This window comes from Thermus sp. 2.9 (genome assembly GCF_000794385.1).
Lineage (GTDB): Bacteria > Deinococcota > Deinococci > Deinococcales > Thermaceae > Thermus > Thermus thalpophilus.
Window position 1 is genome coordinate 100,183 of the sequence record NZ_JTJB01000034.1, and the last position, 26,781, is coordinate 126,963.

The 26,781-nt window shown below is 67.4% G+C and carries 25 protein-coding genes and 1 pseudogene; 13 read left to right on the top strand and 13 right to left on the bottom strand.

Annotation, left to right across the window (positions count from 1 at the left end):
- Positions 1-10 precede the first annotated feature (10 nt).
- Together QT17_RS08420 and QT17_RS08425 are read right to left on the bottom strand one after the other, a co-directional pair.
- Positions 11-382, bottom strand: coding sequence for a DUF3809 family protein (locus QT17_RS08420; RefSeq protein WP_039458975.1), 372 nt, complete (start codon positions 380-382; stop codon positions 11-13).
- Positions 379-588 carry a DUF3248 domain-containing protein gene (locus tag QT17_RS08425; protein ID WP_039458978.1) on the bottom strand — a complete coding sequence of 70 codons (210 nt, stop codon included), beginning with the start codon at positions 586-588 and terminating at the stop codon, positions 379-381. The genes QT17_RS08420 and QT17_RS08425 overlap by 4 nt, the downstream gene beginning before the upstream one ends.
- 114 nt (positions 589-702) lie before the next feature.
- Here QT17_RS08425 and QT17_RS08430 point away from each other — a divergent pair, with 114 nt between their 5' ends.
- Together QT17_RS08430 and QT17_RS08435 are read left to right on the top strand one after the other, a co-directional pair.
- On the top strand, positions 703-2,415 hold the full coding sequence (locus QT17_RS08430; RefSeq protein ID WP_039458980.1) for an aldehyde ferredoxin oxidoreductase C-terminal domain-containing protein: 1,713 nt from the start codon (positions 703-705) through the stop codon (positions 2,413-2,415).
- 3 nt (positions 2,416-2,418) lie between these two features.
- On the top strand, positions 2,419-2,838 hold the full coding sequence (locus QT17_RS08435; RefSeq protein WP_039458983.1) for a hypothetical protein: 420 nt from the start codon (positions 2,419-2,421) through the stop codon (positions 2,836-2,838).
- Here QT17_RS08435 and QT17_RS08440 read toward each other — a convergent pair.
- Positions 2,786-3,931 carry a class I SAM-dependent rRNA methyltransferase gene (locus tag QT17_RS08440; RefSeq protein WP_039458985.1) on the bottom strand — a complete coding sequence of 382 codons (1,146 nt, stop codon included), beginning with the start codon at positions 3,929-3,931 and terminating at the stop codon, positions 2,786-2,788. The two genes, QT17_RS08435 and QT17_RS08440, sit on opposite strands and share 53 nt — an antisense overlap.
- Positions 3,932-4,032: 101 nt before the next feature.
- Here QT17_RS08440 and QT17_RS08445 point away from each other — a divergent pair, with 101 nt between their 5' ends.
- From QT17_RS08445 to atpD, 9 genes are read left to right on the top strand one after another with little or no spacing between them, the layout of a single operon-like run.
- A complete protein-coding gene (locus tag QT17_RS08445; RefSeq protein WP_039458987.1) occupies positions 4,033-4,347 on the top strand; it encodes a V-type ATPase subunit subunit G family protein in 315 nt (104 codons plus the stop codon).
- Positions 4,344-6,302: a V-type ATP synthase subunit I gene (locus tag QT17_RS08450; RefSeq protein WP_039458990.1), complete on the top strand. Its 1,959-nt coding sequence runs from the start codon at positions 4,344-4,346 to the stop codon at positions 6,300-6,302. The genes QT17_RS08445 and QT17_RS08450 overlap by 4 nt, the downstream gene beginning before the upstream one ends.
- 14 nt (positions 6,303-6,316) lie before the next feature.
- A complete protein-coding gene (locus tag QT17_RS08455; RefSeq protein WP_003046223.1) occupies positions 6,317-6,616 on the top strand; it encodes a F0F1 ATP synthase subunit C in 300 nt (99 codons plus the stop codon).
- A 55-nt stretch (positions 6,617-6,671) separates the two neighbouring features.
- Positions 6,672-7,238 (top strand): V-type ATP synthase subunit E, encoded by a 567-nt coding sequence (locus QT17_RS08460; protein ID WP_039458998.1) that lies wholly within the window; start codon positions 6,672-6,674, stop codon positions 7,236-7,238.
- Positions 7,239-7,241: 3 nt separating this feature from the next.
- On the top strand, positions 7,242-8,213 hold the full coding sequence (locus QT17_RS08465) for a V-type ATPase subunit (RefSeq protein WP_039459001.1): 972 nt from the start codon (positions 7,242-7,244) through the stop codon (positions 8,211-8,213).
- Between the two features lie 2 nt (positions 8,214-8,215).
- Positions 8,216-8,530, top strand: coding sequence for a V-type ATP synthase subunit F (atpF, locus tag QT17_RS08470; RefSeq protein WP_200883391.1), 315 nt, complete (start codon positions 8,216-8,218; stop codon positions 8,528-8,530).
- A gap of 12 nt (positions 8,531-8,542) precedes the next feature.
- Complete coding sequence (locus QT17_RS08475; RefSeq protein ID WP_039459006.1) at positions 8,543-10,279, top strand: V-type ATP synthase subunit A; 1,737 nt, start codon at positions 8,543-8,545, stop codon at positions 10,277-10,279.
- A gap of 9 nt (positions 10,280-10,288) precedes the next feature.
- Entirely contained in the window at positions 10,289-11,725 is a 1,437-nt protein-coding gene (locus QT17_RS08480; RefSeq protein ID WP_039459007.1) for a V-type ATP synthase subunit B, read from the top strand.
- Positions 11,726-11,734: 9 nt separating this feature from the next.
- Entirely contained in the window at positions 11,735-12,403 is a 669-nt protein-coding gene (gene atpD, locus QT17_RS08485) for a V-type ATP synthase subunit D (protein ID WP_039459011.1), read from the top strand.
- 46 nt (positions 12,404-12,449) lie between these two features.
- Here the strand turns inward: atpD and acnA are convergent.
- From acnA to QT17_RS08525, 8 genes and pseudogenes are all read right to left on the bottom strand, one after another.
- A pseudogene (acnA, locus tag QT17_RS08490) lies at positions 12,450-15,154 on the bottom strand (aconitate hydratase AcnA).
- Between the two features lie 101 nt (positions 15,155-15,255).
- Positions 15,256-15,609 carry a carboxymuconolactone decarboxylase family protein gene (locus tag QT17_RS08495; protein WP_039459014.1) on the bottom strand — a complete coding sequence of 118 codons (354 nt, stop codon included), beginning with the start codon at positions 15,607-15,609 and terminating at the stop codon, positions 15,256-15,258.
- Between the two features lie 5 nt (positions 15,610-15,614).
- Positions 15,615-16,367: an alpha/beta hydrolase gene (locus QT17_RS08500; protein WP_039459017.1), complete on the bottom strand. Its 753-nt coding sequence runs from the start codon at positions 16,365-16,367 to the stop codon at positions 15,615-15,617.
- 3 nt (positions 16,368-16,370) lie between these two features.
- Positions 16,371-19,670 (bottom strand): efflux RND transporter permease subunit, encoded by a 3,300-nt coding sequence (locus QT17_RS08505; protein WP_039459019.1) that lies wholly within the window; start codon positions 19,668-19,670, stop codon positions 16,371-16,373.
- Positions 19,667-20,851 (bottom strand): efflux RND transporter periplasmic adaptor subunit, encoded by a 1,185-nt coding sequence (locus tag QT17_RS08510; protein ID WP_039459022.1) that lies wholly within the window; start codon positions 20,849-20,851, stop codon positions 19,667-19,669. Before QT17_RS08510 ends, QT17_RS08505 begins: the two co-directional genes overlap by 4 nt.
- A 2-nt stretch (positions 20,852-20,853) precedes the next feature.
- The gene (locus QT17_RS08515; protein WP_039459024.1) at positions 20,854-21,819 is read right to left on the bottom strand and encodes a TolC family protein; all 966 of its coding nucleotides are present in this window, start codon (positions 21,817-21,819) and stop codon (positions 20,854-20,856) included.
- Positions 21,816-23,084 carry a TolC family protein gene (locus tag QT17_RS08520; protein ID WP_039459027.1) on the bottom strand — a complete coding sequence of 423 codons (1,269 nt, stop codon included), beginning with the start codon at positions 23,082-23,084 and terminating at the stop codon, positions 21,816-21,818. Before QT17_RS08520 ends, QT17_RS08515 begins: the two co-directional genes overlap by 4 nt.
- Complete coding sequence (locus QT17_RS08525; protein ID WP_039459030.1) at positions 23,077-23,511, bottom strand: MarR family winged helix-turn-helix transcriptional regulator; 435 nt, start codon at positions 23,509-23,511, stop codon at positions 23,077-23,079. The genes QT17_RS08520 and QT17_RS08525 overlap by 8 nt, the downstream gene beginning before the upstream one ends.
- 82 nt (positions 23,512-23,593) lie before the next feature.
- On the opposite strand from QT17_RS08525, the gene QT17_RS08530 reads away from it, so the two are divergent.
- Both QT17_RS08530 and cdd read left to right on the top strand, forming a co-directional pair.
- On the top strand, positions 23,594-24,928 hold the full coding sequence (locus tag QT17_RS08530) for a hemolysin family protein (RefSeq protein WP_039459033.1): 1,335 nt from the start codon (positions 23,594-23,596) through the stop codon (positions 24,926-24,928).
- A complete protein-coding gene (gene cdd / locus QT17_RS08535; RefSeq protein WP_039459036.1) occupies positions 24,915-25,283 on the top strand; it encodes a cytidine deaminase in 369 nt (122 codons plus the stop codon). The genes QT17_RS08530 and cdd overlap by 14 nt, the downstream gene beginning before the upstream one ends.
- On the opposite strand, the gene QT17_RS08540 is transcribed toward cdd, so the two are convergent.
- Positions 25,280-25,942 (bottom strand): hypothetical protein, encoded by a 663-nt coding sequence (locus QT17_RS08540; RefSeq protein ID WP_081995801.1) that lies wholly within the window; start codon positions 25,940-25,942, stop codon positions 25,280-25,282. The genes cdd and QT17_RS08540 overlap by 4 nt on opposite strands.
- Complete coding sequence (locus tag QT17_RS08545) at positions 25,930-26,781, bottom strand: dihydrodipicolinate synthase family protein (RefSeq protein ID WP_039459038.1); 852 nt, start codon at positions 26,779-26,781, stop codon at positions 25,930-25,932. The genes QT17_RS08540 and QT17_RS08545 overlap by 13 nt, the downstream gene beginning before the upstream one ends.

The following is a 26,781-nucleotide window of genomic DNA, read 5'->3' on the forward strand; positions in this document are numbered from 1 at the left end:
TTAGAAGGCACTATACCGGAGAAGGGGCTTGGGGGGAAAGGGCACGTTCTAAGTAGCGGTGGAATAGGGCTTCCAAGATTTTGGCGAAGGCCTTTTCGCCCCAGCTCCTTCCCTCGGGCAGAACCAAGGTGAGCTCCAGCTCCAGTTCCCATCCCTCCTGAACCCGGTGCGCCTGGCCCTCCACCCGCAAGGAAGGGGGAGGTAGGGGCAGGGCCATGAGGCGCTCGCCCTCCAGCCGGCTGGCGAAGGGGAGGACCAGCTCCCCCAGCACGGGGTTTTCCTGGCGCAGCACCCCTCGGAGCTCACGGCCGTGAAGATGCACCTCCAGGGGAAGTCCTTGGGGCAGGCTGCCGTTTAGGTGAAGCTGGAGCCTGGCCTTCATCCTTCCACCCACTCCACCCGCACCCGGCCTTCCTTGAGGAGGCGGGAAACCTCGGCGTCGGGGACGTTGAGGAGCCGGGGAAGCTCGCGGAACCGGGGCGTGGCCGAGGCCAGGCCCACCCGCACGATGAGCACGTCCTCCTCTTCCGCGCGCCCGATGCGCCACACCAGGTGCTGGCCGAGGAGGTCTAGGAGGTCCTTCTCCACCCCTTTAGCCTACCCCGCCTTTGGGCTCGGGTGTGTAAGGCGCTGAAACGTGGGGGCGTTAGAGCGGGGCAAAAGGCCTTGTGTGTAGACTCTCCTTAAGAGGCGGAGGTGAGTATGTGGCGGTCTATACGGCTTGACCTGGCGGCGAAAAAGGCCCATTGGGAAGAGATCCCACCCGAAGCGGTGGCCTGGGGCGGGCGCTACCGCACGGCCCACCTCCTTTGGGAGCGGGAGGCCTACCGCTTTGACCCCTTATCCCCGGAAAACCCCCTGGTCTTCGCCATCGGTCCCCTGGCGGGCACGGGGTTTTCCAACGCCAACCGCACCAGCGTGGGCACCCGGAGCCCCCTCACCCTGGGCATCAAGGAGGCCAACGGGGGCGGGACCTTCGGCTACGCCTTGGGGCAGATGAGGGTGGCCCACCTGGTCCTCGAGGGCCAAAGCCCCGAGTGGGTGGTGGTGCGCCTCACCAAGGAAGGGGAGGTCTTCTTTGACCCGGCGGAGGGGCTTTTGGGCCTGGGAAACTTTGAGGCGGCGAAGCGGCTTTTCGCCGCCTACGGCCGGAAGATCGCCTTCGCCCTTCTGGGGCCGGTGGGGGAGTATTTAGGGCTCTTATCCGGCATCGCCTTTTCCGACACAGATGGGCGCCCTTCCCGCCTCGCCGCCCGGGGGGGTGTGGGGGCGGTGATGGGGTCCAAGCGGGTGAAGGCCATCGTGGTGGAGGTGCCGGGGAAGGTGGAGGTCTTTGACAAGCCCAAGGTCCTGGAGGGGGTGCGCCGTTACGCCCAGCTCCTGCGGGAAGACCCCTTGGTCATGCAGTTTTACAACGCCATCGGCACCATGGGCATGGCGGACTTCCAAAACGCCTTCGGCGGGCTTCCCGTGAGGAACTTCCGCCAGGGGCGCCTGGCTCCCCCGGAGGAATTCCGCATGGGCGGGCAGCACATCGCCCCCCTGAACAAGTCCCGGGGGGGCAAGCACACCCACGCCTGCATGCCGGGGTGCGTGATCCAGTGCTCCAACGTCATCGTGGACGAGAAGGGGGAGGAGGTGGTTTCCCCTCTGGAGTACGAGACCATCGGCCTCCTGGGCACCAACTGCGGCCTTACCGACCCGGACCAGCTCGCCCGGCTCAACCGCCTGGCCAACGACCTGGGGATTGACACCATTGAGACGGGGGCGAGCCTCGCCCTTTACATGGAAAAGGGCCTGGCGGACTGGGGGGACTACGCCTTCATGGAAGCCAAACTAAAGTCCCTCTACACCCCAAGCGAGGAGGCGCGGCTTCTCGCCCAGGGCACGGCCCGGCTTGGGGAGGCCTTGGGGGTGCGAAGGGTTCCCGTGATTAAGCGCCAGGCCATCAGCGCTTACGACCCAAGGGTGGTGGAGGCCACGGGCATCACCATGATGGTCACCGCCCAAGGGGCGGACCACACCGCCGGGAACGCGCCCCGGCTGGAAACCCGGGCCATGAAGCCCGAGGAGATCCTCGAGGCCAGCTACCAAGCCCAGGTCAACGCCGCCGCCAACGACAGCCTGGGGCTTTGCGTCTTCGGGGGGAGCGTCACCAACAAGGAGGTGGCCTTCATCGTGGAGAGCGTGAACGCCGCCTTGGGCACCCGCTTGGGCCCGGGCTTCTGGCGGGAGCTTGGGGAGGGGGTTTTGCGCCTGGAACACCGCTTCAACCACCAAGCGGGCTTCACCCACGAGGACGACCGCCTGCCCGCCTTCTTCTATGAGGAGCCGGTGCCGCCCAAGAACTACACCGCCCGCTTCCGCCCGGAAGACCTTTCCCCGCTTTACGCCAGGCTCCACCAGGAGGGCTAGGCCGTGGGGGAAAAGCCCCTTTGGGAAGCGGCCTTCGCCGAGCTTTCCCCCCTTGCCTTCTATGGAGGGGTGGGGCTTCTGGCGGGGCTTTGGGCCCTGGGGGAGGCCCCGGGGTGGGTTTGGCTTTGCCTTTACCCTTGGTGGCGGCTTCGCCTTGGGTGGCGGGCCTACTTGTACCCGGGGCGCCTCATCCTGAAGCCACCCTTGGGCTTGGCCCGGGCCGTGCCCTTGGCGCAGGTGGAGGGGGTGGAGGTGGGCTTTTGGCCCGCCGGGCCTTTGGCGAGGGGGAGACGTGCCCTTTTCCTCCTCTTGGCCAACGGGGAGAGGCTTCCCTTGCCCCTATCCGAGCCCGAGGCCCTGGCGGAGCGCCTTAGAGCACTTCTAGAAGGGCGAACTTCAGGTAGTGGGTCTCCGGGTGGTTGAGGAGGACGGGGTGGTCAAAGCCCTGGCCTCGCTTCTCCAAAACCCGCAGGCTGCGGTGGGCGTCCTGGGCGGCTTCCCGGAGCATCTCGTAAAAGAGGGGCTCGGTGAGGTGGTGGCTGCAGCTCGCCGTGGCCAAGATCCCCCCCTCCTTCAGGAGCTTGATGGCCCTGAGGTTCACCTCCTTGTAGGCCCGGTAGGCCCGCTCCACGTCCTTCTTGCCCTTGGCGAAGGCCGGGGGGTCCAGGACGATGAGGTCAAACCGCTCCCCCGCCTTTTCCAGGCTTCTTAGGTAGTCAAAGGCGTTGGCCTCCACCGTCTTGAGGTTTAGGCCGTTTAGGCGGGCGTTCTCCTCGGCCCGCTGCAGGGCGTCCTTGGAGCTGTCCACGCTGATCACCTCCCGGAAGCCCAAGGCCAGGTGCAGGCCGAAGCCCCCGGCGTAGCTGAAGACGTCCAAAGCCCGCTCTCCCCGGAAGCGCTCCATGAGGATGCGGTTTTCCCGCTGGTCCAGGTAGGCCCCCGTCTTCTGCCCCTCCAGGAGGTCCACCAGGTAGCGCACCCCTCCTTCCCGCACCGCCACCCGCTCGGGTACCGGGCCGAGGAGGGGGCGGACGTAAAGGGGTAGCCCCTCTAGCTCCCGGCTCTTGGCGTCGTTCTTGGCCAGGACGCTTTTTGCCAGGGGCTTAAGCCTTTCCGCCACCTGGGGCAGAAGGCCTTCCCAGGCGTGGGCCGTGGCCTGGACCACGACGTGGCCGGCGTAGTAGTCCACCACCAGCCCGGGCAGGAAGTCCCCCTCGGCGTGGGCCAGGCGGAAGCCGCCTTCGGGCTCGCCCTCTAGGTGGGGCAGGCGGCGGCGGAGGGCGGTGTCCAGGTTATCCAAGAGGGCCTTCACCGGGTCTTCCGCCGGGCGGAAGCGGTAGGCCCGCACCGCGAGGTCGCTTTGCGGGTTGTAGAGGGCTAGGGCCAAAAAGCGCTTGCCCCAGTAGACGGGGTAAAGGCCCGGCGCATCCGGGCCCGAGAGCACGTCGCGGCGGAAGACCCATAGGTGGCGGGAAAGAAGGCGGGCGGCCCCGCGTTCGTTGACGAGAATCCTCACCGCTTCAGTATACTTAGGCGGGGTTGGTTGACGCTTGCCCCCGCGGCCGGTATCATGACCGGCGGGCGCACTTTGCGCATCTTTTCACATAAGGAGGGGCGATGGGAGGCCTGGGACTTATCAAGACCCTAGCGGAGAAGGAGAGGGAGCTCCTTGCCCGCCTCGAGGCCGCCAAGAGGGAGGCCGAAGACTTCCTGAAGCGGGCGGAGGGCGAGGCCAAGGCCCTCCTGGAGGAGGCGGAGGCCAAGGCCAAGGCCCTGGAAGGGGAGTTTAAGGAGAAGGAGGCCAGGGAAACCGAGGCCCTCCTGGCCCGGTACCGCAAGCAGGCCGAGGCCGAGGCCCAGGCGGTGAAGGAAAAGGGACAGGCCCGCCTGGAGGAGGCGGTGGCCTTGGTGCTCCGGGAGGTCTTGCCGTGATCGCCCCCATGGAGAAGCTGGTCCTAGCCGGGCCTAAGGGCCGGGCCAAGGAGCTTCTCCAGAGCCTGCAGCAGGCGGGGGTGGTGCACCTGGAAACCCTGAGGGTGGCGGAGCTTGGCGAGTACAAGCTCTCCCCCGAGGAAAGGGAGGAGCTGAGGCGCTGGGAAGGGGTGGCGGCGGGGGCCGAGCACACCCTCACCCTTCTGGGCCAGGAGGCGGCGCCTTCCAGGCCCTTTCCGGAGGGCCTCGAGGCGGCGGAGAAGGCCCTTGCCCCCATCCAGGGCCACGCCGAGGGGCTTTCCCGACAAAAGCAGGAGTTGGAGGAGGAGCTCGCCCTGGCCCAGGCCTACCTGGAGCCCTTGGAAAAGCTCGCCGCTTTGGCCCAGGGCCTGGACCAAAGCCCCTTCCTCCGGGTGGTCCCCTTCCTCCTTACGGGAAAGGAGCTTCCCCTGGTGGAGGAGGCGCTTAAGAAGGCCCTGGAAGACCGCTTCCTCCTGGCCCATGAGCCCTACGCCAAGGGGCTTGCCGCCCTCCTTGTGGTTCACCGTCGGGACCTGGAGGCGGCCAAGGCCGCCTTGTCCCGGGCGGGGGTGGCGGAGCTTCGCCTTCCCGGGGCCTTGGGGGAGCTTCCCCTTTCCCAGGCCGCCAAGCGGCTCAAGGAGCGGGCGGAGGCGGCCCCCAGGGAGCTGTCCGAGGTGCGCCAGAGCCTGGCCAAGCTGGCCAAGGAGGCCACCTCCACCCTGCAAAGCCTCTGGACCCGGGCCAAGGACGAGGTGGCCCGGCTCAAGGCCCTGGAGGAGCTGGCCTCGGGCCGCTTCGGCTTCGCCCTTTTGGGCTACGTGCCGGTGAAGGCCAAGCCCAAGGTGGAGGAGGCTTTGGCCCGCCACAAGGAGGGCGTGGTCTATGCTTTTGAACCGGTGGACGAGCACCACGAGGCGGACCGCGTTCCCGTGACCCTGGACAACCCCCCTTGGGTGAAGCCCTTTGAGCTTTTGGTGAGCTTCCTCAACACGCCCAAGTACGGCTCCATTGACCCCACCCCCGTGGTCCCCATCTTTTTCCCCTTCTGGTTTGGGATGATCGTGGGGGACATTGGCTACGCCCTCCTCTTCCTCCTCCTGGGGCGCTGGCTTTCCGGTTTCGTAAAGCGGAACGAGCCCTTGGTCATTGACCTCTTCGCCCTTCGGCTCAAGCCCCAGGTGATCGGCAAGCTGGTCTACATCTTGAACTGGATGGTCTTCTGGACCGTCCTTTGGGGCGTGGTTTACGGGGAGTTCTTCGGCACCTTCCTGGAGCACCTGGGGGTCTTCGGCACCCCGGAGCACCCCGGCCTCATCCCCATCCTCATTCCCCGGATTGACACCGCCAAGACCGCCAACCTCCTCATCCTCCTCTCCGTGGCCTTTGGCGTGCTCATGGTCTTCTGGGGGCTCATCCTTAGGGCGTACCTGGGCCTCAAGCACCGCCACATGGCCCACTTCTGGGAGGGGGTGGGGTATTTGGGCGGGCTTGTGGGCATTCTCGCCCTGGCCGCCTCCTACCTGGGCAACCTGCAGGCGGGGTGGCTTGCGGGCCTCATGTACGCCGGTTTTGGCGTCTTCTTCTTGGCCGTCCTCATGAGCCGCATTTGGCTCATGATCCCGGAGATCTTCACCCAGGCGGGGCACATCCTCTCCCACATCCGTATCTACGCCGTGGGGGCCGCGGGCGGCATCCTGGCGGGCCTCCTCACCGATGTGGGCTTCGCCATGGCGGAGCGGATGGGCCTCGTGGGGGCGCTTTTGGGCATCGCGGTGGCGGGGGTGTTGCACCTCTTAATCCTCCTCCTCACCACCCTGGGGCACATGCTTCAGCCCATCCGTCTCATCTGGGTGGAGTTCTTCACCAAGTTCGGTTTCTACGAGGAGAACGGCAGGCCTTACCGGCCGTTCAAAAGCGTCCGCGAGACGCAGTAAAGGGAGGGAAAGAGATGAAGAAGCTTCTCGTTCTGGTTCTGGTGGCGGTGTTCGGCGCGTTGGCTTTGGCGGCGGAGGAGGCGGCGGCCTCCGGGGGCTTGGACCGGGGCCTCATCGCCGTGGGCATGGGGCTCGCCGTGGGCCTAGCCGCCTTGGGCACGGGCGTGGCCCAGGCCCGCATCGGGGCCGCCGGCGTGGGGGCCATCGCCGAGGACCGGGGCAACTTCGGTACCGCCCTGATCTTCCTTCTCCTGCCCGAAACCCTGGTGATCTTCGGCCTCCTCATCGCCTTCATCCTGAACGGCAAGCTCTAAGGGGCTTCTTGGGCCCTGCCCCAAAAGGGGCAGGGCTTTTTCCCAAGGAGGGAAGATGTCTAAACTGGAAGCCATTTTGAGCCAGGAGGTGGAGGCGGAGATCCGCACCCTCTTGGAAGAGGCCAAGGCCAAGGCGGAGGCCCTGCGCAAGGAGGCGGAGGCCAAGGCGGAGGCCCTTTTGGCCGCAAGGCGGCGGGCCCTCGAGGCGCAGTACCAAGCCGCCTTGCGCCGGGCGGAAAGCGCCGGGGAGCTCCTCCTCGCCACCGCCCGGGCCGAGGCCAAGGGGGAGGTGCTGGAGGCGGTGAAGGCCAAGGTGCGGGAGGCCTTGGCGGGCCTGCCGGAAAAGCCCGAGTGGCCGGAGGTCCTGAGGAAGCTCGCCCTGGAGGCGCTTTCCGCCTTGACAGAGCCTGCGGCCCTCGCCTCCCACCCGGACAACCTGCCCCACCTGGAGCCTCTAGCCCGGGAGCGGGGCCTGGAGCTTCGGGCCGACCCCGCTTTGCCGCTTGGGGTGCGGGCCCTTGGGAAGGAGGGCAAGACCCAGGTGGAAAACACCCTGGAAGGCCGCCTGGAGCGGGCGTGGGACGCCCTTTCCGCCAAGGTGGCCGCGGTGCTGTGGGGCTAGGCCATGGCGGATGACTTCGCCTACCTAAACGCCCGGGTGCGGGCCAGGCGGCAGAGCCTTCTCAAGGAGAGCTTCTTCCAGGAGGCCTTGGACCTGGCCTACCCCGAGTTCCTCCGCCTCCTTTCCGAAAGCGTCTACGGGGCGGAGCTCACGGGGCAGAGCCTACCCGACGTGGACCGGGCGGTGGGGCGTACCCTGGCCCGGCTCGTGGGGGACTTGCCGGGCCTGGTCACCGGGGAGGCCCGGGAGGCGGTGCGCCTCCTCCTCCTGCGCAACGACCTCACCAACCTGCAGGCTATCTTGAGGGCCAAGGCCACGGGCCGCCCCTTTGAGGAGGTCCTCCTCCTGCCGGGCACGCTCAGGGAGGCTCTTTGGCGCCAGGCCTACGAGGCCCAGGACCTTCCCGGCATGGCCCAGGTCCTCTCCGTCCCCGGCCACCCCTTAGCCCGGGCCCTGCGGGCGGTGCTGCGGGAAACCCAGGACCTGGCCCGGGTGGAGGCCCTCTTGGCCAAGCGCTTTTACGAGGACGTGGCCAAGACCGCCAAGGCCCTGGAAGCGTCCTTCCTGCGGGACTACCTGGCCCTGGAGGTGGACGCCGAGAACCTGCGCACCGCCTTCAAGCTCCAGGGGCAGGGGGTGGCCCCGGAGGGGCTTTTCATCCGGGGCGGGCGCTTTTTAGACCGCGTTCGCTTCGCCCGCCTTTTGGAGGGGGATTACGCCGTTTTGGATGAGCTTGCCGGCACCCCCTTCGCTCCCTTGGCCGGGGCGCGGAACCTGAAGGAGGTGGAAAAGCGCCTAAGGTGCGTCCTCCTTAAGGAGGCCAAGAAGGGGGCCTCCGACCCCTTGGGGGCGGGGCTCGTTCTGGCCTACGTGAAGGAGCGGGAGTGGGAGGCCATGCGGCTTAGGCTCTTGGCCCGGCGGGCCTACTTCGGCCTGCCCCGGGCCCAGGTGGAGGAGGAGGTGGCCTGCGCATGAGGATCGCCGTGATCGCCGACGCCGAGGCGGCCCAGGGCTTCCGGCTGGCGGGTTTGGAGGCCTACGCCGCCCAAAGCGCGGAGGAGGCCAAGGCCCTCTTGGAAAGGCTGGTGGGGCAAGGGGGCTACGCCCTGGTGGCGGTGGACCAAGGCCTCTTGCCGGAGCCGGAAAAGGCGGTGGAGCGCCTCATGCGGGGGAAGGACCTCCCGGTCCTCCTGCCCATGGCGGGCCTGAAGGAGGCTTTCCAAAACCCCGACGTGGAAGGCTACATGCGCGAGCTGGTGCGGCGCACCATCGGCTTTGACATCAAGTTGTAGGATGGAGGGAAGATGATCCAAGGCGTGATTGAAAAGATCGCGGGCCCGGCGGTGATCGCCAAGGGCATGCTCGGGGCCCGCATGTACGACATCTGCAAGGTGGGCAACGAGGGCCTGGTGGGGGAGATCATCCGCCTGGATGGGGATACCGCCTTCGTCCAGGTCTACGAGGACACCTCGGGCCTCAAGGTGGGGGAGCCCGTGGTTTCCACCGGGCTTCCCTTGGCGGTGGAGCTGGGTCCGGGGATGCTCAACGGCATCTACGACGGCATCCAGCGCCCCCTGGAGCGCATTCGGGAGAAGACGGGGATTTACATCACCCGGGGCGTGGTGGTCCACGCCCTGGACCGGGAGAAGAAGTGGGCCTGGACCCCTCGGGTTAAGCCCGGGGACGAGGTGAAGGGGGGCATGGTCCTGGGGACCGTGCCCGAGTTCGCCTTCACCCACAAGATCCTGGTGCCCCCGGACGTGAAGGGCCGGGTGAAGGAGGTGAAGCCCGCCGGGGAGTACACCGTGGAGGAGCCGGTGGTGGTCCTCGAGGACGGCACCGAGCTCAAGATGTACCACACCTGGCCGGTGCGCCGGGCGCGTCCCGTGCAGCGGAAGCTTGACCCCAACACCCCCTTCCTCACGGGGATGCGCATCCTGGACGTCCTCTTCCCCGTGGCCATGGGGGGCACCGCCGCCATCCCTGGACCCTTCGGCAGCGGGAAGACCGTGACCCAGCAGTCCCTGGCCAAGTGGTCCAACGCCGACGTGGTGGTCTACGTGGGGTGCGGGGAGCGGGGCAACGAGATGACGGACGTCTTGGTGGAGTTCCCCGAGCTCACCGACCCCAAGACGGGGGGCCCCCTCATGCACCGCACGGTGCTCATCGCCAACACCTCCAACATGCCCGTGGCCGCCCGCGAGGCGAGCATTTACGTGGGGGTGACCATCGCCGAGTACTTCCGCGACCAGGGCTTCTCCGTGGCCCTCATGGCCGACTCCACCAGCCGCTGGGCCGAGGCTTTGCGGGAGATCTCCAGCCGCCTGGAGGAGATGCCCGCGGAGGAGGGCTACCCCCCGTACCTGGCCGCCCGCTTGGCCGCCTTCTACGAGCGCTCGGGTAAGGTGGTGACCTTGGGGGGCGAGGAGGGGGCGGTGACCATCGTGGGGGCGGTTTCCCCGCCGGGCGGCGACATGTCCGAGCCCGTGACCCAGTCCACCCTGCGCATCGTGGGCGCCTTCTGGCGGCTGGACGCGTCCTTGGCCTTCCGCCGCCACTTCCCCGCCATCAACTGGAACGGCTCCTACTCCCTCTTCACCGGTGCCCTGGACCCCTGGTACCGGGAGAACGTGGCCCCCGACTACCCCGAGCTCCGCGACGCCATCTCCGAGCTTCTGCAACGGGAAGCGGGGCTACAGGAGATCGTCCAGCTGGTGGGGCCCGACGCCCTGCAGGACGCCGAGCGTTTGGTGATTGAGGTGGGTCGGATCATCCGCGAGGACTTCCTGCAGCAAAACGCCTACCACGAGGTGGACGCCTACTGCTCCATGCGGAAGGCCTACGGCATCATGAAGATGATCCTCACCTTTTACAAGGAGGCCGAGGCCGCCATCCGCCGGGGCGTGAGCATGGACGAGATCCTGGGGCTTCCCGTCATTGAGCGCATCGGCCGCGCCCGCTACGTGAGCGAGGAGGAGTTCCCCCGCTACTTTGAGGAAGCCATGAAGGAGATTGAAGGGGCCTTCAAGGCCCTGGCCTAGGGAGGGAAGATGGACCTCTTGAAGAAGGAGTACACCGGCGTCACCTATATCTCCGGGCCCCTGCTCTTCGTGGAGAACGCCAAGGACCTGGCCTACGGCGCCATCGTGGACATCAAGGACGGCTCGGGCCGGGTGCGCGGCGGGCAGGTGATTGAGGTTTCCGAGGAGTATGCCGTCATCCAGGTGTTTGAGGAGACCACGGGCCTGGACCTGGCCACCACCACGGTGAGCCTGGTGGAGGACGTGGCCCGGCTTGGGGTTTCCAAGGAGATGCTGGGGCGCCGCTTCAACGGTATCGGCAAGCCCATTGACGGCCTGCCCCCCATCACCCCGGAGAAGCGGCTTCCCATCGTGGGCCTTCCCCTGAACCCCGTGGCCCGCAGGAAGCCGGAAGAGTTCATCCAGACCGGCATCTCCACCATTGACGTGATGAACACCCTGGTGCGGGGGCAGAAGCTTCCCATCTTCTCCGGCTCGGGCCTCCCCGCCAACGAGATCGCCGCCCAGATCGCCCGCCAGGCCACGGTGCGCCCCGACCTCTCCGGGGAAGGGGAGAAGGAGGAGCCCTTCGCCGTGGTCTTCGCCGCCATGGGCATCACCCAGCGGGAGCTCTCCTACTTCATCCAGGAGTTTGAGCGCACCGGGGCCCTGAGCCGCTCCGTCCTCTTCCTCAACAAGGCGGACGACCCCACCATTGAGCGCATCCTGACCCCCCGCATGGCCCTCACCGTGGCGGAGTACCTGGCCTTTGAGCACGATTACCACGTGCTGGTCATCCTCACGGACATGACCAACTACTGCGAGGCCCTGCGGGAGATCGGGGCGAGTCGGGAAGAGATCCCGGGGCGCCGCGGCTACCCTGGCTACATGTACACGGACCTGGCCACCATCTACGAGCGGGCCGGGGTGGTGGTGGGGAAGAAGGGGAGCGTGACCCAGATCCCCATCCTCTCCATGCCCGACGACGACCGCACCCACCCCATCCCCGACCTCACGGGCTACATCACCGAGGGGCAGATCCAGCTTTCCCGGGAGCTTCACCGGAAGGGCATCTACCCCCCCATTGACCCCCTGCCCTCCCTCTCCCGGCTCATGAACAACGGGGTGGGCAAGGGCAAGACCCGGGAGGACCACAAGCAGGTGTCCGACCAGCTCTACTCCGCCTACGCCAACGGCGTGGACATCCGCAAGCTGGTGGCCATCATCGGCGAGGACGCCCTCACGGAGAACGACCGCCGCTACCTGCAGTTCGCCGACGCCTTTGAGAAGCACTTCATCAACCAGGGCCAGCAGAACCGCTCCATTGAGGAGAGCCTCCAGATCGCCTGGGCCCTCCTTTCCATGCTGCCCCAGGGCGAGCTCAAGCGCATTTCCAAGGACCACATCGGCAAGTACTACGGGCAGAAGCTGGAAGAGATCTGGGGCGCGCCGCAGGCCCTGGACTAAGGAGGCGGCATGAGCCAGGTCAGCCCCACCCGGATGAACCTTCTGCAAAGGCGGGGGCAGCTCCGGCTGGCGCAGAAGGGGGTGGACCTCCTCAAGAAGAAGCGGGACGCCCTGGTGGCGGAGTTCTTCGGCCTGGTCCGGGAGGCCCTGGAGGCCAGGAAGGCCCTGAACCAGGCGGCCCAGGAGGCCTACTCCGCCCTCCTCCTGGCCCAGGCCTTTGACGGGCCAGAGAGCGTGGCCGCTGCAAGCCTTGGGGTTCCGCCCCTGGAGGGGGTGGAGGCGGAGGTGGAAAACGTCTGGGGGAGCAAGGTGCCCAGGCTCAAGGCCACTTTCGCCGACAAGGCGGTGCTTTCCCCCGTGGGCACCCCTGCCTACACCCTCGAGGCCGCCCGCGCCTTCCGCCGCTACGCCGAGGCCTTGGTCCAGGTGGCCAACACGGAAACCCGCCTGAAGAAGATCGGCGAGGAGATCAAGAAGACCACCCGGCGGGTCAACGCCCTGGAGCAGGTGGTGATCCCCGGCATCCGCTCCCAGATCCGCTTCATCCAGCAGGTGCTGGAGCAGCGGGAACGGGAGGACACCTTCCGCCTCAAGCGCATCAAGGGCAAGATTGAGGCCCGGGAGGCGGAGGAGGGCGGCCGCCCGAACCCCCAGCTGGAAAGCGGGGCGGGCCTTTAGGCCAAGGAAAACCCCGGGGGGGCTACCCCCCGGGGCGCTTTGTGGGCTACTCCGCCTTGGCCTCCTGGAGGAGGTGGAGGAGCACCGTCTGCAGGATGCCCCCATTCTTGTAGTAGTCCACCTCCACGGGGGTGTCCAGGCGGGCGAGGGCCTGGAAGCGAACCTCGCTCCCGTCCTCCCTGCGGGCCACCACCTCCACGAGCTTCCTGGGCTTGAGGTCCTCGAGGCCCAGGATGTCGTAGACCTCGTACCCGGTGAGGCCCAGGGTTTCCCGGTTCTCTCCAGGGAGGAACTCCAAGGGCAAAACGCCCATCCCCACCAGGTTGGAGCGGTGGATCCTTTCAAAGCTTTCCGCCAGCACCGCCTTGATCCCGAGGAGGTAGGTGCCCTTGGCGGCCCAGTCGCGGCTGGAGCCGGTGCCGTACTCCTTGCCGGCGATGACCAGAAGGGGCGTCCCCTCCGCCTTGTAGCGCATGGCCACGTTGTAGACGAAGTCCACGTCCCCTTCGGGGAGCTTCTTGGCGTAACCCCCTTCAATCCCATCCAGCATGAGGTTCTTGATGCGGATGTTGGCGAAGGTGCCCCGCATCATCACCTCGTGGTTGCCGCGGCGGGAGCCGTAGGAGTTGAAGTCCTCCGGCTTCACCCCCTTGCTGATCAGGTACTGGCCGGCGGGGCTCTTCACCGGGATGGCCCCGGCGGGGGAGATGTGGTCCGTGGTTACGGAGTCGCCCAGGACCAGGAGAACCCGGGCTCCCCGAATGTCCCCCACCTGCCGCTTGCCCAGCTCCTCAAAAAAGGGCGGGTTTTGGATGTAGGTGCTCTCGGGGTCCCAGCGGTAGAGCTCCCCCGTGGGGGCGGGGAGGGCCTGCCAGCGCTCGTCCCCCTCAAACACCTTGCTGTACTCCTTCTTGAAGAGCTCGGGGTCCAGGGTTTTGCGGATGGCCTCCTGGATTTCCTCCATGGAGGGCCAGATGTCCTTGAGGTAGACGGGCTTGCCGTTGGGGTCAAAGCCCAGGGGCTCGGTGGTGAAATCAATGTCCATGCGCCCCGCCAGAGCGTAGCCACCACCAGCATGGGGCTTGCCAGGTAGTTGGCCTTCACGTGGGGGTTGATGCGCCCCTCAAAGTTGCGGTTGCCGGAGAGGACAGCGGCCACGACCAAGTCCCCCTCCTCCACCGCCTTGGCGATGTCCTCCGGGAGAGGGCCAGAGTTGCCGATGCAGGTGGTGCACCCGTAGCCCACCACGTGAAAGCGGAGGGCCTCGAGGAAGGGCAGAAGCCCGCTATTTTCCAGGTAGTCCGTCACCACCTTGGAGCCGGGGGCCAAGGAGGTCTTCACCCAGGGCTTGGTGTCCAAGCCCGCCTCCACCGCCTTCTTGGCCAAAAGTCCCGCCCCCAGCATCACCGAGGGGTTGGAGGTGTTGGTGCAGCTGGTGATGGCGGCGATGACCACGGACCCGTGGGTGAGCTCAAACTCCTCGTCCTGCCGCTTGACCAAGACCTTCTTCCCCAGCGCCGCTTCGCTCAGGCCGAAGCCCCGCTCCTTCACCGGCTTGGTGAGGTGGGCCAGGAAGCTCCCCTTCACCTCCTTGAGGGGTACCCGGTCCTGGGGCCGCTTGGGCCCGGCCAAGGAGGGTTCCACCGTGGAGAGGTCCAGCTCCAGGTACTCGGAGTAGCGCACCTTGGCCTCGGCTTCCGGGGTGCGGAAGAGGCCCACCGCCTTGGTGTAGGTCTCCACCAAATCAATGAGTTCCTCGGGGCGGCCCGTGAGGCGGAGGTAGTTCAGCGTCTCCTCATCCACGGGGAAGAAGCCCATGGTGGCCCCGTACTCGGGGGCCATGTTGGCGATGGTGGCCCGGTCCGCCAGGGAGAGCTTGGAAACGCCGGGGCCGTAGAACTCCACGAACTTCCCCACCACCCCGTGCTTGCGCAGGATCTCGGTGATGGTGAGGACCAGGTCCGTGGCCGTGGCCCCTTCGGGAAGCTCCCCGTAAAGCTTGAAGCCCACCACCTTGGGGGCCAGCATGTAGTAAGGCTGCCCCAGCATCACCGCCTCGGCCTCAATGCCCCCCACTCCCCAGCCTAAGACGCCCAGGCCGTTCACCATGGTGGTGTGGCTGTCCGTGCCCACCAGGCTGTCGGGGAAGGCCAGGGTGAGGCCGTCCCGCTTTTCCGTCATCACCACCTTGGCCAGGTACTCCAGGTTCACCTGGTGGACGATGCCCGTGCCCGGGGGCACCACCCGGAAGTTTTCCAGGGCTTCCTGGCCCCACTTGAGGAGGAGGTAGCGCTCCCGGTTCCTCTCGTACTCCTTCTCCACGTTGTAAAAGAAGGCGTAGGCGGTGCCGAAGGCGTCCACCTGCACCGAGTGGTCAATGACCAGGTCGGCGGGCACCACGGGGTTGATGCGCTTGGGGTCCCCGCCCCGCTTGGCCACGGCGTCCCGCATGGCCGCCAGGTCCACCACCGCCGGTACCCCGGTGAAGTCCTGGAGGATCACCCGGGCGAGCTTCAGGGGCACGTTGATCTCCCCGGGCTCGGGCTGCCAGCGGGCCAAGGCCTCTATGTCCTCCCGGGTCACCTGGTAGCCGTCCTCGTTCCTTAGGAGGCTTTCCAGCATCACCCGGATGGAGAAGGGCAGGCGGCTTACCTCCGCCACCCCTTGCCGCTCCAGTTCCGTGAGGTCGTGGTAGCCGTAGGTGCCGCTTTGGGTTTCCAAGGTCTTCAGGGTCTTGAAGCTATCCTTCATGCCGGCTCCTTTCCCTTCCCCCGAGGGGCCAAGGGTTAAGGCGATGTGTGGATTGTGGGGGGAAGTGTTCCGAGGGGGGGCGCCCACCCCGGCTTTCCCCACTATAGCACTTCCAAAAGGGGTTCGGCGTGGCCCAAGACGGCGTTGGCCTGGGCTTGGCGGGCGATCTTGAGGGTTTCCAAGAGCGCCTCCTTGGGAATGCCCAGGCGCTTGGCGCGGTGGGCCATGGCCTTCACGCACGGGGAAGCGCCCGTGGCCAGGGTGATGCCCAGGAGGATGAGGGTGCGGGTCTTTTCGTCCAAGGCCCCCTTTTCCGGCATGGCGAAGGTCCAGCTCCGCCCGTGTTCCAGAAGGAGCCCGGGGGCCTTTTCCGCCAGGAGGGGGATGGCCTCGGGCAGGCCCTCCCCCAGGTTCTCCCGCATGGCCTTTAGAACCTTCTCGTGGGTGCGTTCCATGCCCTTTAGCGTAGGGCCTGGGGTGGGGGAGGGGTGTCCCACCCCAGGCTCTCCAGGAAGAGGAGGACCTCCTGGGCGATCTCCCGCCACAGGACTTCCCGGGGCTTCTTGGCGGGGTTATCTCCCCTTTGGGCCCCATAGGCGCCGAAGCCCGCATGGTTCAGCCCTTCTAGGAAGACCACCCGGGCGGTTTTGGGGAGTTTCTTGGCCTTTTCGCGGGCCTTAAGGGGGGGGAGGAGGCCATCCTCCGTGCCGAAAAGGGCGAGGGTGGGGAGGCTTTCCCCCGAGAGGTCGGCCTCGGGGTAGCTGGCGAAGAGGAGGAGGGGAAGCTTCTCCCGGGCGGCGAGCTCCGCCGCCGCCACCCCGCCCAGGCTGTGCCCCCCCACCACCAGGGGGAGGTTCGGGTGGGCGGCCTTGGCCTCGAGGGCCCGCTCCTTAGCCAGGAGGGCGATCCCGGAAGGGACCTTCAAGAGGACCACCAGATACCCCGCCTGGGCCACGGGGGCGAGGACGGGGGCGTAGGCCAAAGGCTCCACCCGGGCCCCGGGGTAGAAGGCCAGGAGGGCTTTGGGTTTTTGGGGGGCGAGCTCCAGCCCGTAGGGGGCCTCCTTCACTTCCAGGCCCGTGCCCTTGAGGGCCCCCCGCACCCAGGGCTCGGCCTTGAGGGGCCGCAGGAAGTAGAAGCTTAAGCCCACCACCCCCGCCGCCAGGAGGGTGGCGGCGAGGAGGAAGAGGAGAAGGAGGCGCTTGACATCCATGGCCTACCTCAGGACGGGCGCCTTGGCCCGCCTCCCCTCAAAGGCGTAGAAGGCGGCGGGCACCACGAAGAGGGTGAGGAGGGTGGAGGAGAGGAGCCCGCCCAGGATGATGACCCCTAGGGGCTTGCGGTACTCCGCCCCTTCCCCGGTGCCGAGGAGGAGGGGCAGGCTGATGATGAGCACCGTGAGGGTGGTCATGAGGATGGGCCTGAGCCTAAGCCTAGCCGCCTCCACCAGGGCCTCCTTGAGGGGCATCTCCCGCATGCGCCTCACGGCGAAGTCCAGGAGGAGGATGGCGTTTTTGGTGACGAGGCCGATGAGCATCACCACCCCCAGGACGCTGATCACGTCCAGCCCGGTGCCCAGGAGGTAGGTGAGCCAGAAGGCCCCCACCAGGGCCAAGGGCACGGGGAGGAGGAGGTAAAGGGGGTAGCGCCAGGCGTTGAACTGGCTGGCGATGACCAGGTAGTTGAGGACCAGGGCCAGGAGGAAGGCCAGGGGGGCAAGGCGGGCGAGCTCCCCCGTGAAGCTCCCAAGCCCGGTGGCCACGAGCTCCACCCCGTCTCCCAAAAGCCCTTTTTCCTTTAGCTCTTGGGTGAGCTCCTGCTGGATCTGGAAGCTCCCTGGGGCCTCGGGGCGGAGGTTGATGTTGATGCCAGCGGCGTAGGCCTGGTTCCGCCGGGAGATGAGGGTGGGCCCAGGCCGCTCTTGGAAGTTCCCCAGGCTGGAGAGGGGCAGGAAGGCCTGCAGGGCGGGGGCGTAGATGGGTAGGGAAAGGAGGTCGCTTTCCCCGCCTAGGCGCAAGGGGTCTGCCTGGACCATGATGGGAAACTCCTCCCCGCCCCGGCGGGCCGTGGCCGCCTGGGTGCCCGAGAGGTAGAGGCGGAGGGTCTGGGCCACGTCCTGGGGGGTGAGGCCGGTGCCGGAGAGCCTGGCGGGATCGGGGACGAAGACCCGCTCCCGCTGGGTGGCCTCGAGGGTGCTCTTCACGTTGAGCACGTAGGGCTTTTCTGCGATGAGGTTCACGATGGCCTGGGCGCGGGCTTCCAGCAGGGCGCGGTCCGGGCTCACCAGGAAGAACTGGAGGTCGGCGTCCCCCGCCTCGGGGCCCGTCTGGGCCAAGACGCGGAGGTCGGCCCCGGGGAAGTCCCGAAGCAGGGCCTTCCCTTCCCGGTTGAAGGCCTCCGTGAGGGTGAAGATGTCCTCCCGCTCGTGCTTGGGCTTGAGGACGATTTGGAGCTGCACCCGGGAGGGGTCCCCCACTTGGGCGCCGCCCGTGGCGCTCGCCCCCACGGTGGTCACCACCCGGGCCACGGCGGGATGGCCGAGGAAGTAGGCTTCCAGGACCCGCGCCGCCCGGTCGGAAACGGAAAGGGGGGTGTCCTTGGGCAGGAGGAGGGTGGCGGTGAGGACCCCGGTGTCGGAGCGGGGCGTGAAGTTGAAGGGGATGCGGGGCAGGATGGGAAAGATGGAAAGGAAGGCCAAGGCGGCGAGCCCCAGGACCAGGCCGGGGCGGGCAAGGGTGCGCCGGAGCCCCCGGGCGTAGGCCTCGGTGAGGCGGTGGAGGCCCGCCTCGGTGGCGGTGTGGAGCCCCCGGGCCAAGGCCCCCGCCAGGTCCAAAAGGAAGCGGCTCAGGTAGCGGAGAAGGCCGAGAAGGGCGGGGTAGAGGGGTAGGAGAAGGAGGAAAAGGGGGCCTTGGCGCAGGAGGAGGAAGGCGGAAAGGAGGCCCAAAAGGAGCCCCACCGTCCCCCGGTACCCCCGCCGGTAGGCCCAGGCCAGGTCCTTAGGAAGCATCTTCAACGCCCCGAAAGCCTCCTTCAGGCTCGGGGGCTCGGGGTCTGGGAAGTAGGCCAGGCGCACGGTGAGGAAGAGGAGGGCCTCCAGCCAGCTCACGGCGATGGCCGCCGCCATGCCCAGGCCGAACTGCTGGAAGATCTGGCCGATGATCCCGGGGAGGAAGCTGATGGGTAGGAAGACGGCGAGGAGGCTCAAGGTGGCCGCGGCCACCGCCACGCTCACCTCGCTTGCCCCCTTGAGCACCGCCTCCTTGAGGCTATAGCCCGTCTTGCGGTAGCGGTCAATGTTTTCCGCCACCACGATGGAGTCGTCCACCACGATGCCCACCGCCACGGTGAGGGCGAGGAGGCTGATGAGGTTGTAGGTGAAGCCCAGGACCCCAAAGAGGAGGATGGCCCCGGAAAGGGTGATGGGGATGGCCAGGATCACGGAGAAGACCGAGTTGAGCTTTCCCAGGAAGACGAGGACCACCAAGGACACGGCCAAAGCGGCCAAGAAGGCCTCCCGAACCGTGTCCAAAACCGCTGCCCGGATGAAGCGGGTGGTGTCCAGGGCCACTTCCGCCCGGTAGCCCTTGGGCAGGGAGGTTTCCTGGAGGGCCTTTTTTACCCCGTCCGCCACGGCCACGGCGTTGGCGTCGGGGGTTTTGACCACCGCCATGAGGACGGCGGGGCGGCCGTTTAGGCGGTTTAGGGTGGTGGGGCTTTCGCTTTCCTCCGCCACCCGGGCCACGTCCCTCACCCGTAGGCCCCGGTTTGCGTCCAGGAGGAGGTTCGCCACCTGCTCCGCCGTGGCGGGGGTGTTCCTAAGGGTGTAGACCAGGCGTTTTTCCCCTTCCGTGAGGCTTCCCAAGGGGAGGTTTAGGGCGGAGGTGGAGAGGGCTTGCACCACCTGGAGGGGAGCGACCCCCAGGGCCTGGAGGCGGTCCGGGTCCAAGTAGACGCGGATGGCCCGCTTGGGGGCCCCGGTGAGGCGGATGTCCGCCACCCCGGGCACCAGCTGGAGCTTGGGCTTGAGGGTGCGCTCGGCGTAGCGGAGGACCTGGGAAAGGTCTTCCCCGGGGGCCTCGAGGGCGATGTAGAGGATGGGGCTCGCCGAGGGGTCAAACTTCTGCACCACGGGGGCCGAGGCGTCCCGGGGGAGCTGCCCCCGGGCGGCGGCCACCTTCTGGCTCACCTCCACCGCCGCCCGGTCCACGTCCACCCCCTGCTGGAACTGGACGAAGACCAGGCTGAACCCCTCGGTGGAGCTGGAGCCGATGGTGTCCACCCCGCTTAAGGTGGAAAGGGCGTCCTCCAGGGGCTTGGAAACCTGCTCCGCCACCTCCTCCGGCCCGGCCCCGGGGTAGGTGGTGGAGACCGCCACCACCGGCACGCTGAAGCGGGGCAGAAGCTCCACCCCGAGGCCCAGGCCCAAAAGAAGCCCCACCAGCACGAGCCCCACGAAGATGGCCGTGGCGAAGACGAAGCGCTCCACGAAGAAGGCCACCAAGGGGTTTTCCTTCACGGCACCACCTCCACGGGGTCCCCGTCCCTTAGCCCTTCGGGGATGGGGTAGATGACCCGAGCCCCCTCGGGAAGGCCTTCCACCACGGCCTTCCCGCTTTCTTGGGCCAGGAGACGCACGGGGCGCCGCCTGGCCTTATCCCCTTCCAGGACGTAGACCACCCCCTGCCCTTCCTCGGCCCGCACCGCCCCCGCGGGGAGGAGGAGGCCCTCCGCCACCCTTTCCCGGTAGCGGGCCTCCGCGGGCCCAGGGAGGAGGGGAGTGAGGGGCTTTAGCACCACCTCCACCAGCCGGGTCTGGCCGGGAAGGTCCGTCTTGCGCAAAAGCCTCGCCTCCACCACCTTGCCGTTTTGCCTGAGGGTGAAGGGGGTTTCCGGGGTGAGGGCCTGGGCTTTTTCCGGGGGTAGGTAGAGCTTGGCCAAAAGCCGGTCCGTGGTGGCCAGGCGGAAGGCCCGGCTTCCCGTGCCCACGAACTCGCCCTCCTTCACGAAAACCTCCACCACTTCCCCGGCGAAGGGGGCCCGGACCACGCTTTCCCTAAGGTTCCGCTCCGCCTGGCGCACCTGGAGCCGGGCCGCCTCCACCTGGAGCGCCAGGAGGCGGATGTCCTCGGCTCTTTCCAGACGGGCGAGGGCCTCCTTGGCGTTCTCATAGGCGCTTTGGGCCTGGTGGAGGTTGGCCTCCAAGGCCTTGAGGTCCAAGGGGGCGAGGGCGCCCGCCTCCAGGAGGGCCTTGCCTTCCTCGTAGCGCCGCCTCGCCGCCTGGAGTTGGGCCTCCGCCGCCTGAAGCTGGGCCTTTAGGGCGAGGCGGTTTCCCTCAAGCTGGTTTTTCGCCCGCTCCAGGTTGGCCTCCGCCTGCTTCAGGTTGAGCCTGGCCGCCTCCAGGGCCTCTTGGAAGGGCGCCGGGTCCAAAAAGACCACGCCTTCCCCGGCCCTCACCCGGCTTCCCGCCGGCAGGGCGCGCGCCACCCGTCCCGAAGCCCCGGCGGCCACCAGGCTGTCCCGCTCCGCCTGCAAGGTGGCGGAGGCCCGGCTTTCCCGCTGCAAGACCCCGCGCGCCGCCGTGACCACCCGCACCTCCACCCGCAAGGGGCTTTGGGCCTCGGGGGTGGGGGCCTCGGCCTTCTTGGGGGCGCAGGCGGCGAGGAGAAGGGGAAGGAGAAGAAGCCAAGGGCGCTTCATGCTCACCTCGAGGCCAGAAGGCCGTAATAGGCCTTCAGGTAGGCGTGCTTGGCCTGTTCCAGGGAAAGCCCGGCTTGGAGGAGGGTGAGCTCCTGCTGCAGGAGGCTAAGGCGGCTCGTGAGCCCCGCCTGGAAGCGCTTTTCCTCCGCCTGGTAGCGCTCCTTGGCCGCCCGATAAGCCTCTTCCGCTGTCTTTACCCCTTGGAGGAGGGGGGATAGCTGGGCGAAGCGGGCCTTAAGGCCCACCCTTAGGGAGCGCTCCAGGTTCTTCAGGTTTTCCTCCAGGGTCTTGGCCTGGTCCTCAAGGGCCTCTATATCCTTCCGAGGAGCGAAGCTCTCGTCCAAAAGCCCCCGCTGGAAGCGGAGGAGCTCCAGGGACTGCCGGAGGTTTAGGAGGTCGGCGTGGGCCTGGAGGAGGGTTTCCACGAGCTCCTCTTGGGGTAAGGGGGGAAGCGCCTCCACCGCCTCCGGCTTCCACGGGCCCACCAGGTTGGCCAAGGCCGCCAGGGCGCTTTCCTCCCCCCGCTTGGCCGCCTCCAGGTTCTTGCGGGCCTCCAGGACCCGGTTTTGCGCCTCGAGGAGGTCCAGGCTGGTGGCCCCGCCTCCCTTAAGGCGCACCTCCGCCGCCCTTAGCCCGAGCTCGGCGATCTCCAGGGCTTTGGCCGCCAGGGCCACCTGGAGGCCCGCCTCCCGGGCCTGGGCGTAGGCGGAGACGATGTCGCTTTCCGCCTGGGCCAGGGCCCGCTCCAGCCGGGCCTTGGCCAGGGCCTCCGCCTGGCGGGCCTGGAGCTCGGCTAGGGGCGTGCGCAAGGGGTCTTGCAGGGTGCGGGCCAGGTCTTTTTGCCGCATCTCATACTCCAGGCGGGCGGTGACCACCGCCGCCACCTCCGGGGCCTTCTTCAGGGCCTCGGGGAGGGGCTGGGCCAGGGCGGGAACCAAAAGGGCCAAGGTCCAAAGCAACCTCTTCATTGCGCTACCTCCGGAAGGATTTCGCCGTAGAACTGGTAAAGCTCCATAAGCCGGTTCCTCAAGGTGTTTTCCGCCTGCAAGAGGCCGAGCTCCGCCTGCAAGAGGCCGAGCTCCGCCTGCTTGACCCCCAAGGGGCTTTCCAGGCCCAGGGCCAGGCGCTTTTCCGCTTCCTCTAAGGTCTTTTGGGCCGCATCCCGGCGCAGGCGGGCGAGGGCGAGGCTAGCTTCGGCGCTCTTCAGGGCATTTTCCAGGCGGGCCTTCTCCAGGTTAGCCTGCACCTCCGCCGCCTTGAGGGCCTCCTCCGCCCCCCGCACCTGGGCCTTGGCCGCCTCATAGGCGGCGAAGAGGCCGGGGGAGAGGGTGAGGGAGAGGGTGAGCTTAAGCTCTTCCGTGCTCCTATACTGGCCGACCCCTGGGACGGTGGTGGGGGGCCTGGCTGGGTCCTGGCGGGTGTAGCTCAGGGTGGGGCGGAGGTCCTTGCTGGAGAGGCTTAGGGAAAGGGCGTCGTTCCCCGAGGGGTAGAGGAGGAGGCTTCCCTGGAGGGTGGGAAGGAGGTTGCGCCAGGCCGCCCCTTCGCCAATCCGCGCCTCGGCCAGGGCGAGCCGGGCCTCCTCCAGGCTTAAGGGGATGGTCCCCCGGGGTGGGGGGATCTCCGGTGGGGGGGCTTCCAGGTCCACAAGCCCTTCCGCCGCCTGCTCGGCGAGGGTGAGGCCAAGCCGGGCTTCCGCCAAGCGGTTTTGCGCCTCTTGGAGGGCGAGCTCCGCCTCCCTCAGGTCCTTGGCGCTCGCCTGCCGCTTCCGGGCCGCCTCCAGGGCGAGGGCGGCGATCTCCACGCCTTTTTCGGCGAGGGCTACCCCCAGGCGGGCCTCCCGGTAGCGGCCGTGGGCGGCCACCGCCTGGGCCTGGAGGGCGGTGAGGGTCTTGCGGTAGGCGAGCTCCGCCCGCCTCAGGCCGATCCTGGCCCGCTCTATCCCGTCGGCGCCCTCGCCGAAGGGGAAGGGGGTGAGGACCAAGGCTAAGGTGAGGGCCTTGCCGTCTCCGGGAAGGCTTGCGCAAAGGGCTTGGGGCGTGCATTCGTAGCCGAAGCGGCCGTAGTTCCCCTGGAGGTTTAGGGCCACGGGGGAGCTTTGGGCCTCGAGGGCCTTGGCTGCCGCCGCCAGGTAGGCCTCCGCCTGCTGTTTTAAGGGATGGTCCTTCAGGGGCGCGAGGGCCCCTTGGGCAAGGGCGGGGACGAGGAGGAGGAAGAGGGCCAAGCGCCTAGCCACGCTCCACCTCCGTGAGCTTGCGCAAAAGGGAGCGGAAGGCGAATAGCTCTTCCTCGCTAAGCCGGGCCAAGGCCTGGCCGAAGACGCGAAGCCAGGCTTCCTTAAGCCGCAGGGCCACCTCTTCCCCTTCCGGGGTGAGTTCTAACTGGACCCGCCTCCGGTCCAAGGGATCGGGGTGGCGCCGGAGGAGGCCCGTCTCCTCCAGGGAGGCCAGGAGGTGGGAAACCTGGGAGGGGAGGATCTCCAGGTGTTCCGCCAGGCGCGAGGGGAGGCGCACCCCTTCCTTCACCAGGCGGAGCACCTCCGCCTGCAGGAGGGAAAGCCCTTCCTGGGCGAAGACTTCCTTGGCCCGGGAAAAGAGGAGGCGCATCAGGGTGTAGCCCAGTTGGGAAAGCTCCTCTACCAGGGATGCCGGGGGACCATTCATACTCTTCAACTATATAAGGCCATCAAGTAAAGAGGGCAAGCGGGGCTACATTCCCCCATGGTGTACAATGGGCCCAGGTGATATGGACAGACCTCCCAGTCGGTGGCTCTTCTTCCTTCCCTTCGGTTCCCTAGCCCTGGCCCAGTCCCAAGCCCCAAGCCCCGGGGACCTTTTTCTTTTGGTCCTCTTCTTGGGCCTTTCCGCCTTCTTCTCCGCGAGCGAAACCGCCTTCACCACCCTTTACCCCTGGAAGCTCAAGGAGCTGGCCGAGGCGGAAAACGGCCCCTTTACTCTCCTTTCCCGGGACATCACCCGCTTCCTCACCACCATTTTGGTGGGCAACAACCTGGTGAACATCGCCGCCACCGCCTTGGTGACGGACCTCGCCACCCGGGCCTTCGGCTCCTTGGGCGTGGGGCTCGCCACCGGGGTCATGACCTTCTTGGTCCTCTTCTTCGGCGAGATCACCCCCAAGTCCATCGCCGTGCACCACGCCGAGGCCCTGGCCCGGGTGGCGGCCTGGCCCATTTACCTCCTCTCCATCCTCTTCTACCCCCTGGGGCGGTTCTTCAGCTGGGTTTCGGGGGCCATTTTGCGGCTTCTTGGCCTCGAGCCCCGGAACACCCCCTTGGTCTCGGAGGAGGAGCTTCGCCTCATCCTGGCGGGGGCGGAGGAGTCGGGGACCATTGAGGCCCAGGAGGAGGAGATGATCCACTCCATCCTGGAGCTGGAGGAAACCCCGGTGCGGGAGATCATGACCCCCCGGGTGGAGATGGTGGCCATAGAGGCCGAGGCCACCTTGGAAGACCTCCTCCACCTTTTCCGCGAGCACCGCTATAGCCGCATCCCCGTCTACCGGGAAAGCGTGGACCACATCGTGGGGGTGGCCTACGCCAAGGACCTTTTGGACTACTACTGCGAGGGGGACCTGAAGGGGAGGAGCGTGGCTTCCATCGCCCACCCTCCCTACTTTGTCCCCGAGAACATGGACGCCTGGACCCTCCTCAAGGAGCTCCGCCGCCGCAAGGTGCACCTGGCCATCGTGGTGGACGAGTTCGGGGGCACGGCGGGCCTCGTCACCCTCGAGGACGTGATGGAGGAGATCGTGGGCGAGATTTACGATGAAACCGACGAGCCCGAGGATGCCCCCATCCGCCGCCTGCCCAACGGCGCCTACTCCATCCAGGCCCAGACCCCCGTGGACGAGGTTTCCGAGGCCTTGGGGGTGGAGCTCCCCGAGGGGGAGTACGATACGCTTTCCGGCTTCCTCTACGAACTCTTTGGCCGCATCCCCGGGGTGGGGGAGAGCGTGGAATGGCGGGGCCTGCGCTTCGTGGTGGAGAGCGCCGACCAAAGGCGCATAGATCGGGTGCGGGTGGAGAGGCTGGTGGAGCATGGAGGGCATGGAGAGGGTTAGGGAGCTTCTAAAGGCCCACGTGGCCCGGGCCTACGCCCCCTACTCGGGCTTCCCCGTGGTGGCCTTGGTGGAGGCGGAGGGGGAGTTCTTTCTGGGAGTGAACGTGGAAAACGCCTCCTTTCCCCTCTCCCAGTGCGCCGAGCGCAACGCCGTGGCCGCCATGGTCCTGGCGGGGAAGCGCCGCCTGGACCGGGTGCACGTCTACAGTCCCAAAGGCCCCATCCCCCCTTGCGGAGGGTGCCGGCAGGTGCTCCTGGAGTTCGGCACCCCGGATACCCCCATCCTCCTCCACGGCCCCGAGGAGTACGTGGAAAGGACCCTGGGGGAGCTCCTCCCCTGGGCCTTCCGGCTTTAAAGGGAAAGGACCAGGGTGGTCTGGAGGAAGCCCGGCACCTGGAGGGTGAGCTCCAACCGCCCCGCGCCCCTTTCCAACCCCGGGCGGAAGCCCACCACCTGAAGCCGGCCCTCGCCCCGGGCGGGAAGGTCCGCCTCCACCCTTAGGCTTTGCCCCAGGAGGACGAGCCGCCCCTCCACCCGAAGGGGCAAGGGGTTGGGGTTTTCCAAAAAGAAGTTCACCCCCGCCCGGCGCACCCGTAGGGGCTCCAAGGGGAAGGCGAGGCGGGTCTGGAAGAAGGTGAGGCGTTGCCCCAGGGTGCTCCCCTCTAGGGCCACCTCCACCCCCTCCTGGGTGAGGAGGGCCCGCCCCGTGGCCAGGGCTTGGCTTGGGGTGAGGCGCACGGTGAGGGTTTCCTCCCTCCTCCCCGGGGGCAGGTTCCGGTCTAGGGGAACCACCACCTCCCCCACCCGGAGCCTTGCGCCGAAGGCGGAAAGGGGCAGGGGGAAGGGGTTAGGGTTTTGGAAAGCCACCCGGAGGCCCAGGACCAAGGTGGGCTCTGGGGTGAGCTCCAGACCCAGGAGCTCCGCTCCAAGGAGCCGGGCCTCCGGGGGAAGGGGCCTGGGGGCGCAGGCGGCGAGGGCAAGGACCAGGGCTACGAAAAACCTCAAAGAAGCCATCCCTCCTCCTTTAGGTTTTCCAGGACGGGGAGAAAGCTTCCCCAAAGGGGGCTTTCCGCCGGGTAGGGGGGCCTGGGGTAGCCCGCGGGGAGGCCCAGGTGCCTCAGGGCTTGCTTGAGGAGGGGCACCCCGCCCTTGGCCAAAAGGTCCCCCAGGGGAAAGAGCTTTTGTTGCAACGCCTCCGCCTCGGCGAGCCGCCCGGCTCGGAAGTGGGCCAAAAGCGCCCTGTAGGCCCGGGGGGCCAGGTTGGCCGCGGCTAGGATCCCCCCTTCCGCCCCCAGGGCCAAGGCGCCCAAGAAGGTGGGGGCGTGCCCGGTGAAGGCGCGGAAGCCCTTTAGCCGCGCCTGGTAGAAGGCGAAGCGGGAAAGGTCGCCGCTGGAGTCCTTGATGCCCTGGACGCCGGGGTGTTGGGCCAGGGCCTCCACCGCGCTTAGGGGAAGGTCCACCTTGGTGTTCTGGGGCACGTGGTAGAGGAAAAGGGGCATCCGCTCCGCCAGGGCCTCGTAGTAGCGGAATAGCCCTTCCCCGAGGCTTGCGTGGTAGTAGCGGGGCGGGGTGGCCAAAAGGGCCATGGCCCCCGCCTCCTTGGCCTCTTCCAGAGCCCTTTCCGCCTGGGGCAGGGTTTCGTCCATGAGGCCCACCAAGAAGGGCTTCTTGGGGCTTAAGGCCTTTAGCCCTTGGGCCCGCTCCTCGGGGGTGAGGTGGACCCCTTCCCCGTTGGAGCCGTAGATCAAAAGCCCGTCCACCAAGGGCTCCAGGGCCTCAGCCAGGTCGCGGAAGGCTTCCGGGTCTAGCCTTCCCCTTCGGTCAAAGGGGGTGGGAATGGGGGGCAGGATCAC

What these genes read in the sequence shown, in the direction of transcription:
- QT17_RS08430 (WP_039458980.1), top strand. Translation starts at nt 703, where the DNA reads ATGTGGCGGTCTATACGGCTTGACCTGGCGGCGAAAAAGGCCCATTGG.
- cdd (WP_039459036.1), top strand. Translation starts at nt 24,915, where the DNA reads ATGGAGAGGGTTAGGGAGCTTCTAAAGGCCCACGTGGCCCGGGCCTAC.
- QT17_RS08525 (WP_039459030.1), bottom strand. Translation starts at nt 23,511, where the DNA reads ATGAATGGTCCCCCGGCATCCCTGGTAGAGGAGCTTTCCCAACTGGGC.
- QT17_RS08465 (WP_039459001.1), top strand. Translation starts at nt 7,242, where the DNA reads ATGGCGGATGACTTCGCCTACCTAAACGCCCGGGTGCGGGCCAGGCGG.
- QT17_RS08540 (WP_081995801.1), bottom strand. Translation starts at nt 25,942, where the DNA reads ATGGCTTCTTTGAGGTTTTTCGTAGCCCTGGTCCTTGCCCTCGCCGCC.
- atpD (WP_039459011.1), top strand. Translation starts at nt 11,735, where the DNA reads ATGAGCCAGGTCAGCCCCACCCGGATGAACCTTCTGCAAAGGCGGGGG.
- QT17_RS08420 (WP_039458975.1), bottom strand. Translation starts at nt 382, where the DNA reads ATGAAGGCCAGGCTCCAGCTTCACCTAAACGGCAGCCTGCCCCAAGGA.
- QT17_RS08480 (WP_039459007.1), top strand. Translation starts at nt 10,289, where the DNA reads ATGGACCTCTTGAAGAAGGAGTACACCGGCGTCACCTATATCTCCGGG.
- QT17_RS08510 (WP_039459022.1), bottom strand. Translation starts at nt 20,851, where the DNA reads ATGAAGCGCCCTTGGCTTCTTCTCCTTCCCCTTCTCCTCGCCGCCTGC.
- QT17_RS08495 (WP_039459014.1), bottom strand. Translation starts at nt 15,609, where the DNA reads ATGGAACGCACCCACGAGAAGGTTCTAAAGGCCATGCGGGAGAACCTG.
- QT17_RS08455 (WP_003046223.1), top strand. Translation starts at nt 6,317, where the DNA reads ATGAAGAAGCTTCTCGTTCTGGTTCTGGTGGCGGTGTTCGGCGCGTTG.
- QT17_RS08515 (WP_039459024.1), bottom strand. Translation starts at nt 21,819, where the DNA reads ATGAAGAGGTTGCTTTGGACCTTGGCCCTTTTGGTTCCCGCCCTGGCC.
- QT17_RS08460 (WP_039458998.1), top strand. Translation starts at nt 6,672, where the DNA reads ATGTCTAAACTGGAAGCCATTTTGAGCCAGGAGGTGGAGGCGGAGATC.
- QT17_RS08445 (WP_039458987.1), top strand. Translation starts at nt 4,033, where the DNA reads ATGGGAGGCCTGGGACTTATCAAGACCCTAGCGGAGAAGGAGAGGGAG.
- QT17_RS08500 (WP_039459017.1), bottom strand. Translation starts at nt 16,367, where the DNA reads ATGGATGTCAAGCGCCTCCTTCTCCTCTTCCTCCTCGCCGCCACCCTC.
- QT17_RS08475 (WP_039459006.1), top strand. Translation starts at nt 8,543, where the DNA reads ATGATCCAAGGCGTGATTGAAAAGATCGCGGGCCCGGCGGTGATCGCC.
- QT17_RS08530 (WP_039459033.1), top strand. Translation starts at nt 23,594, where the DNA reads ATGGACAGACCTCCCAGTCGGTGGCTCTTCTTCCTTCCCTTCGGTTCC.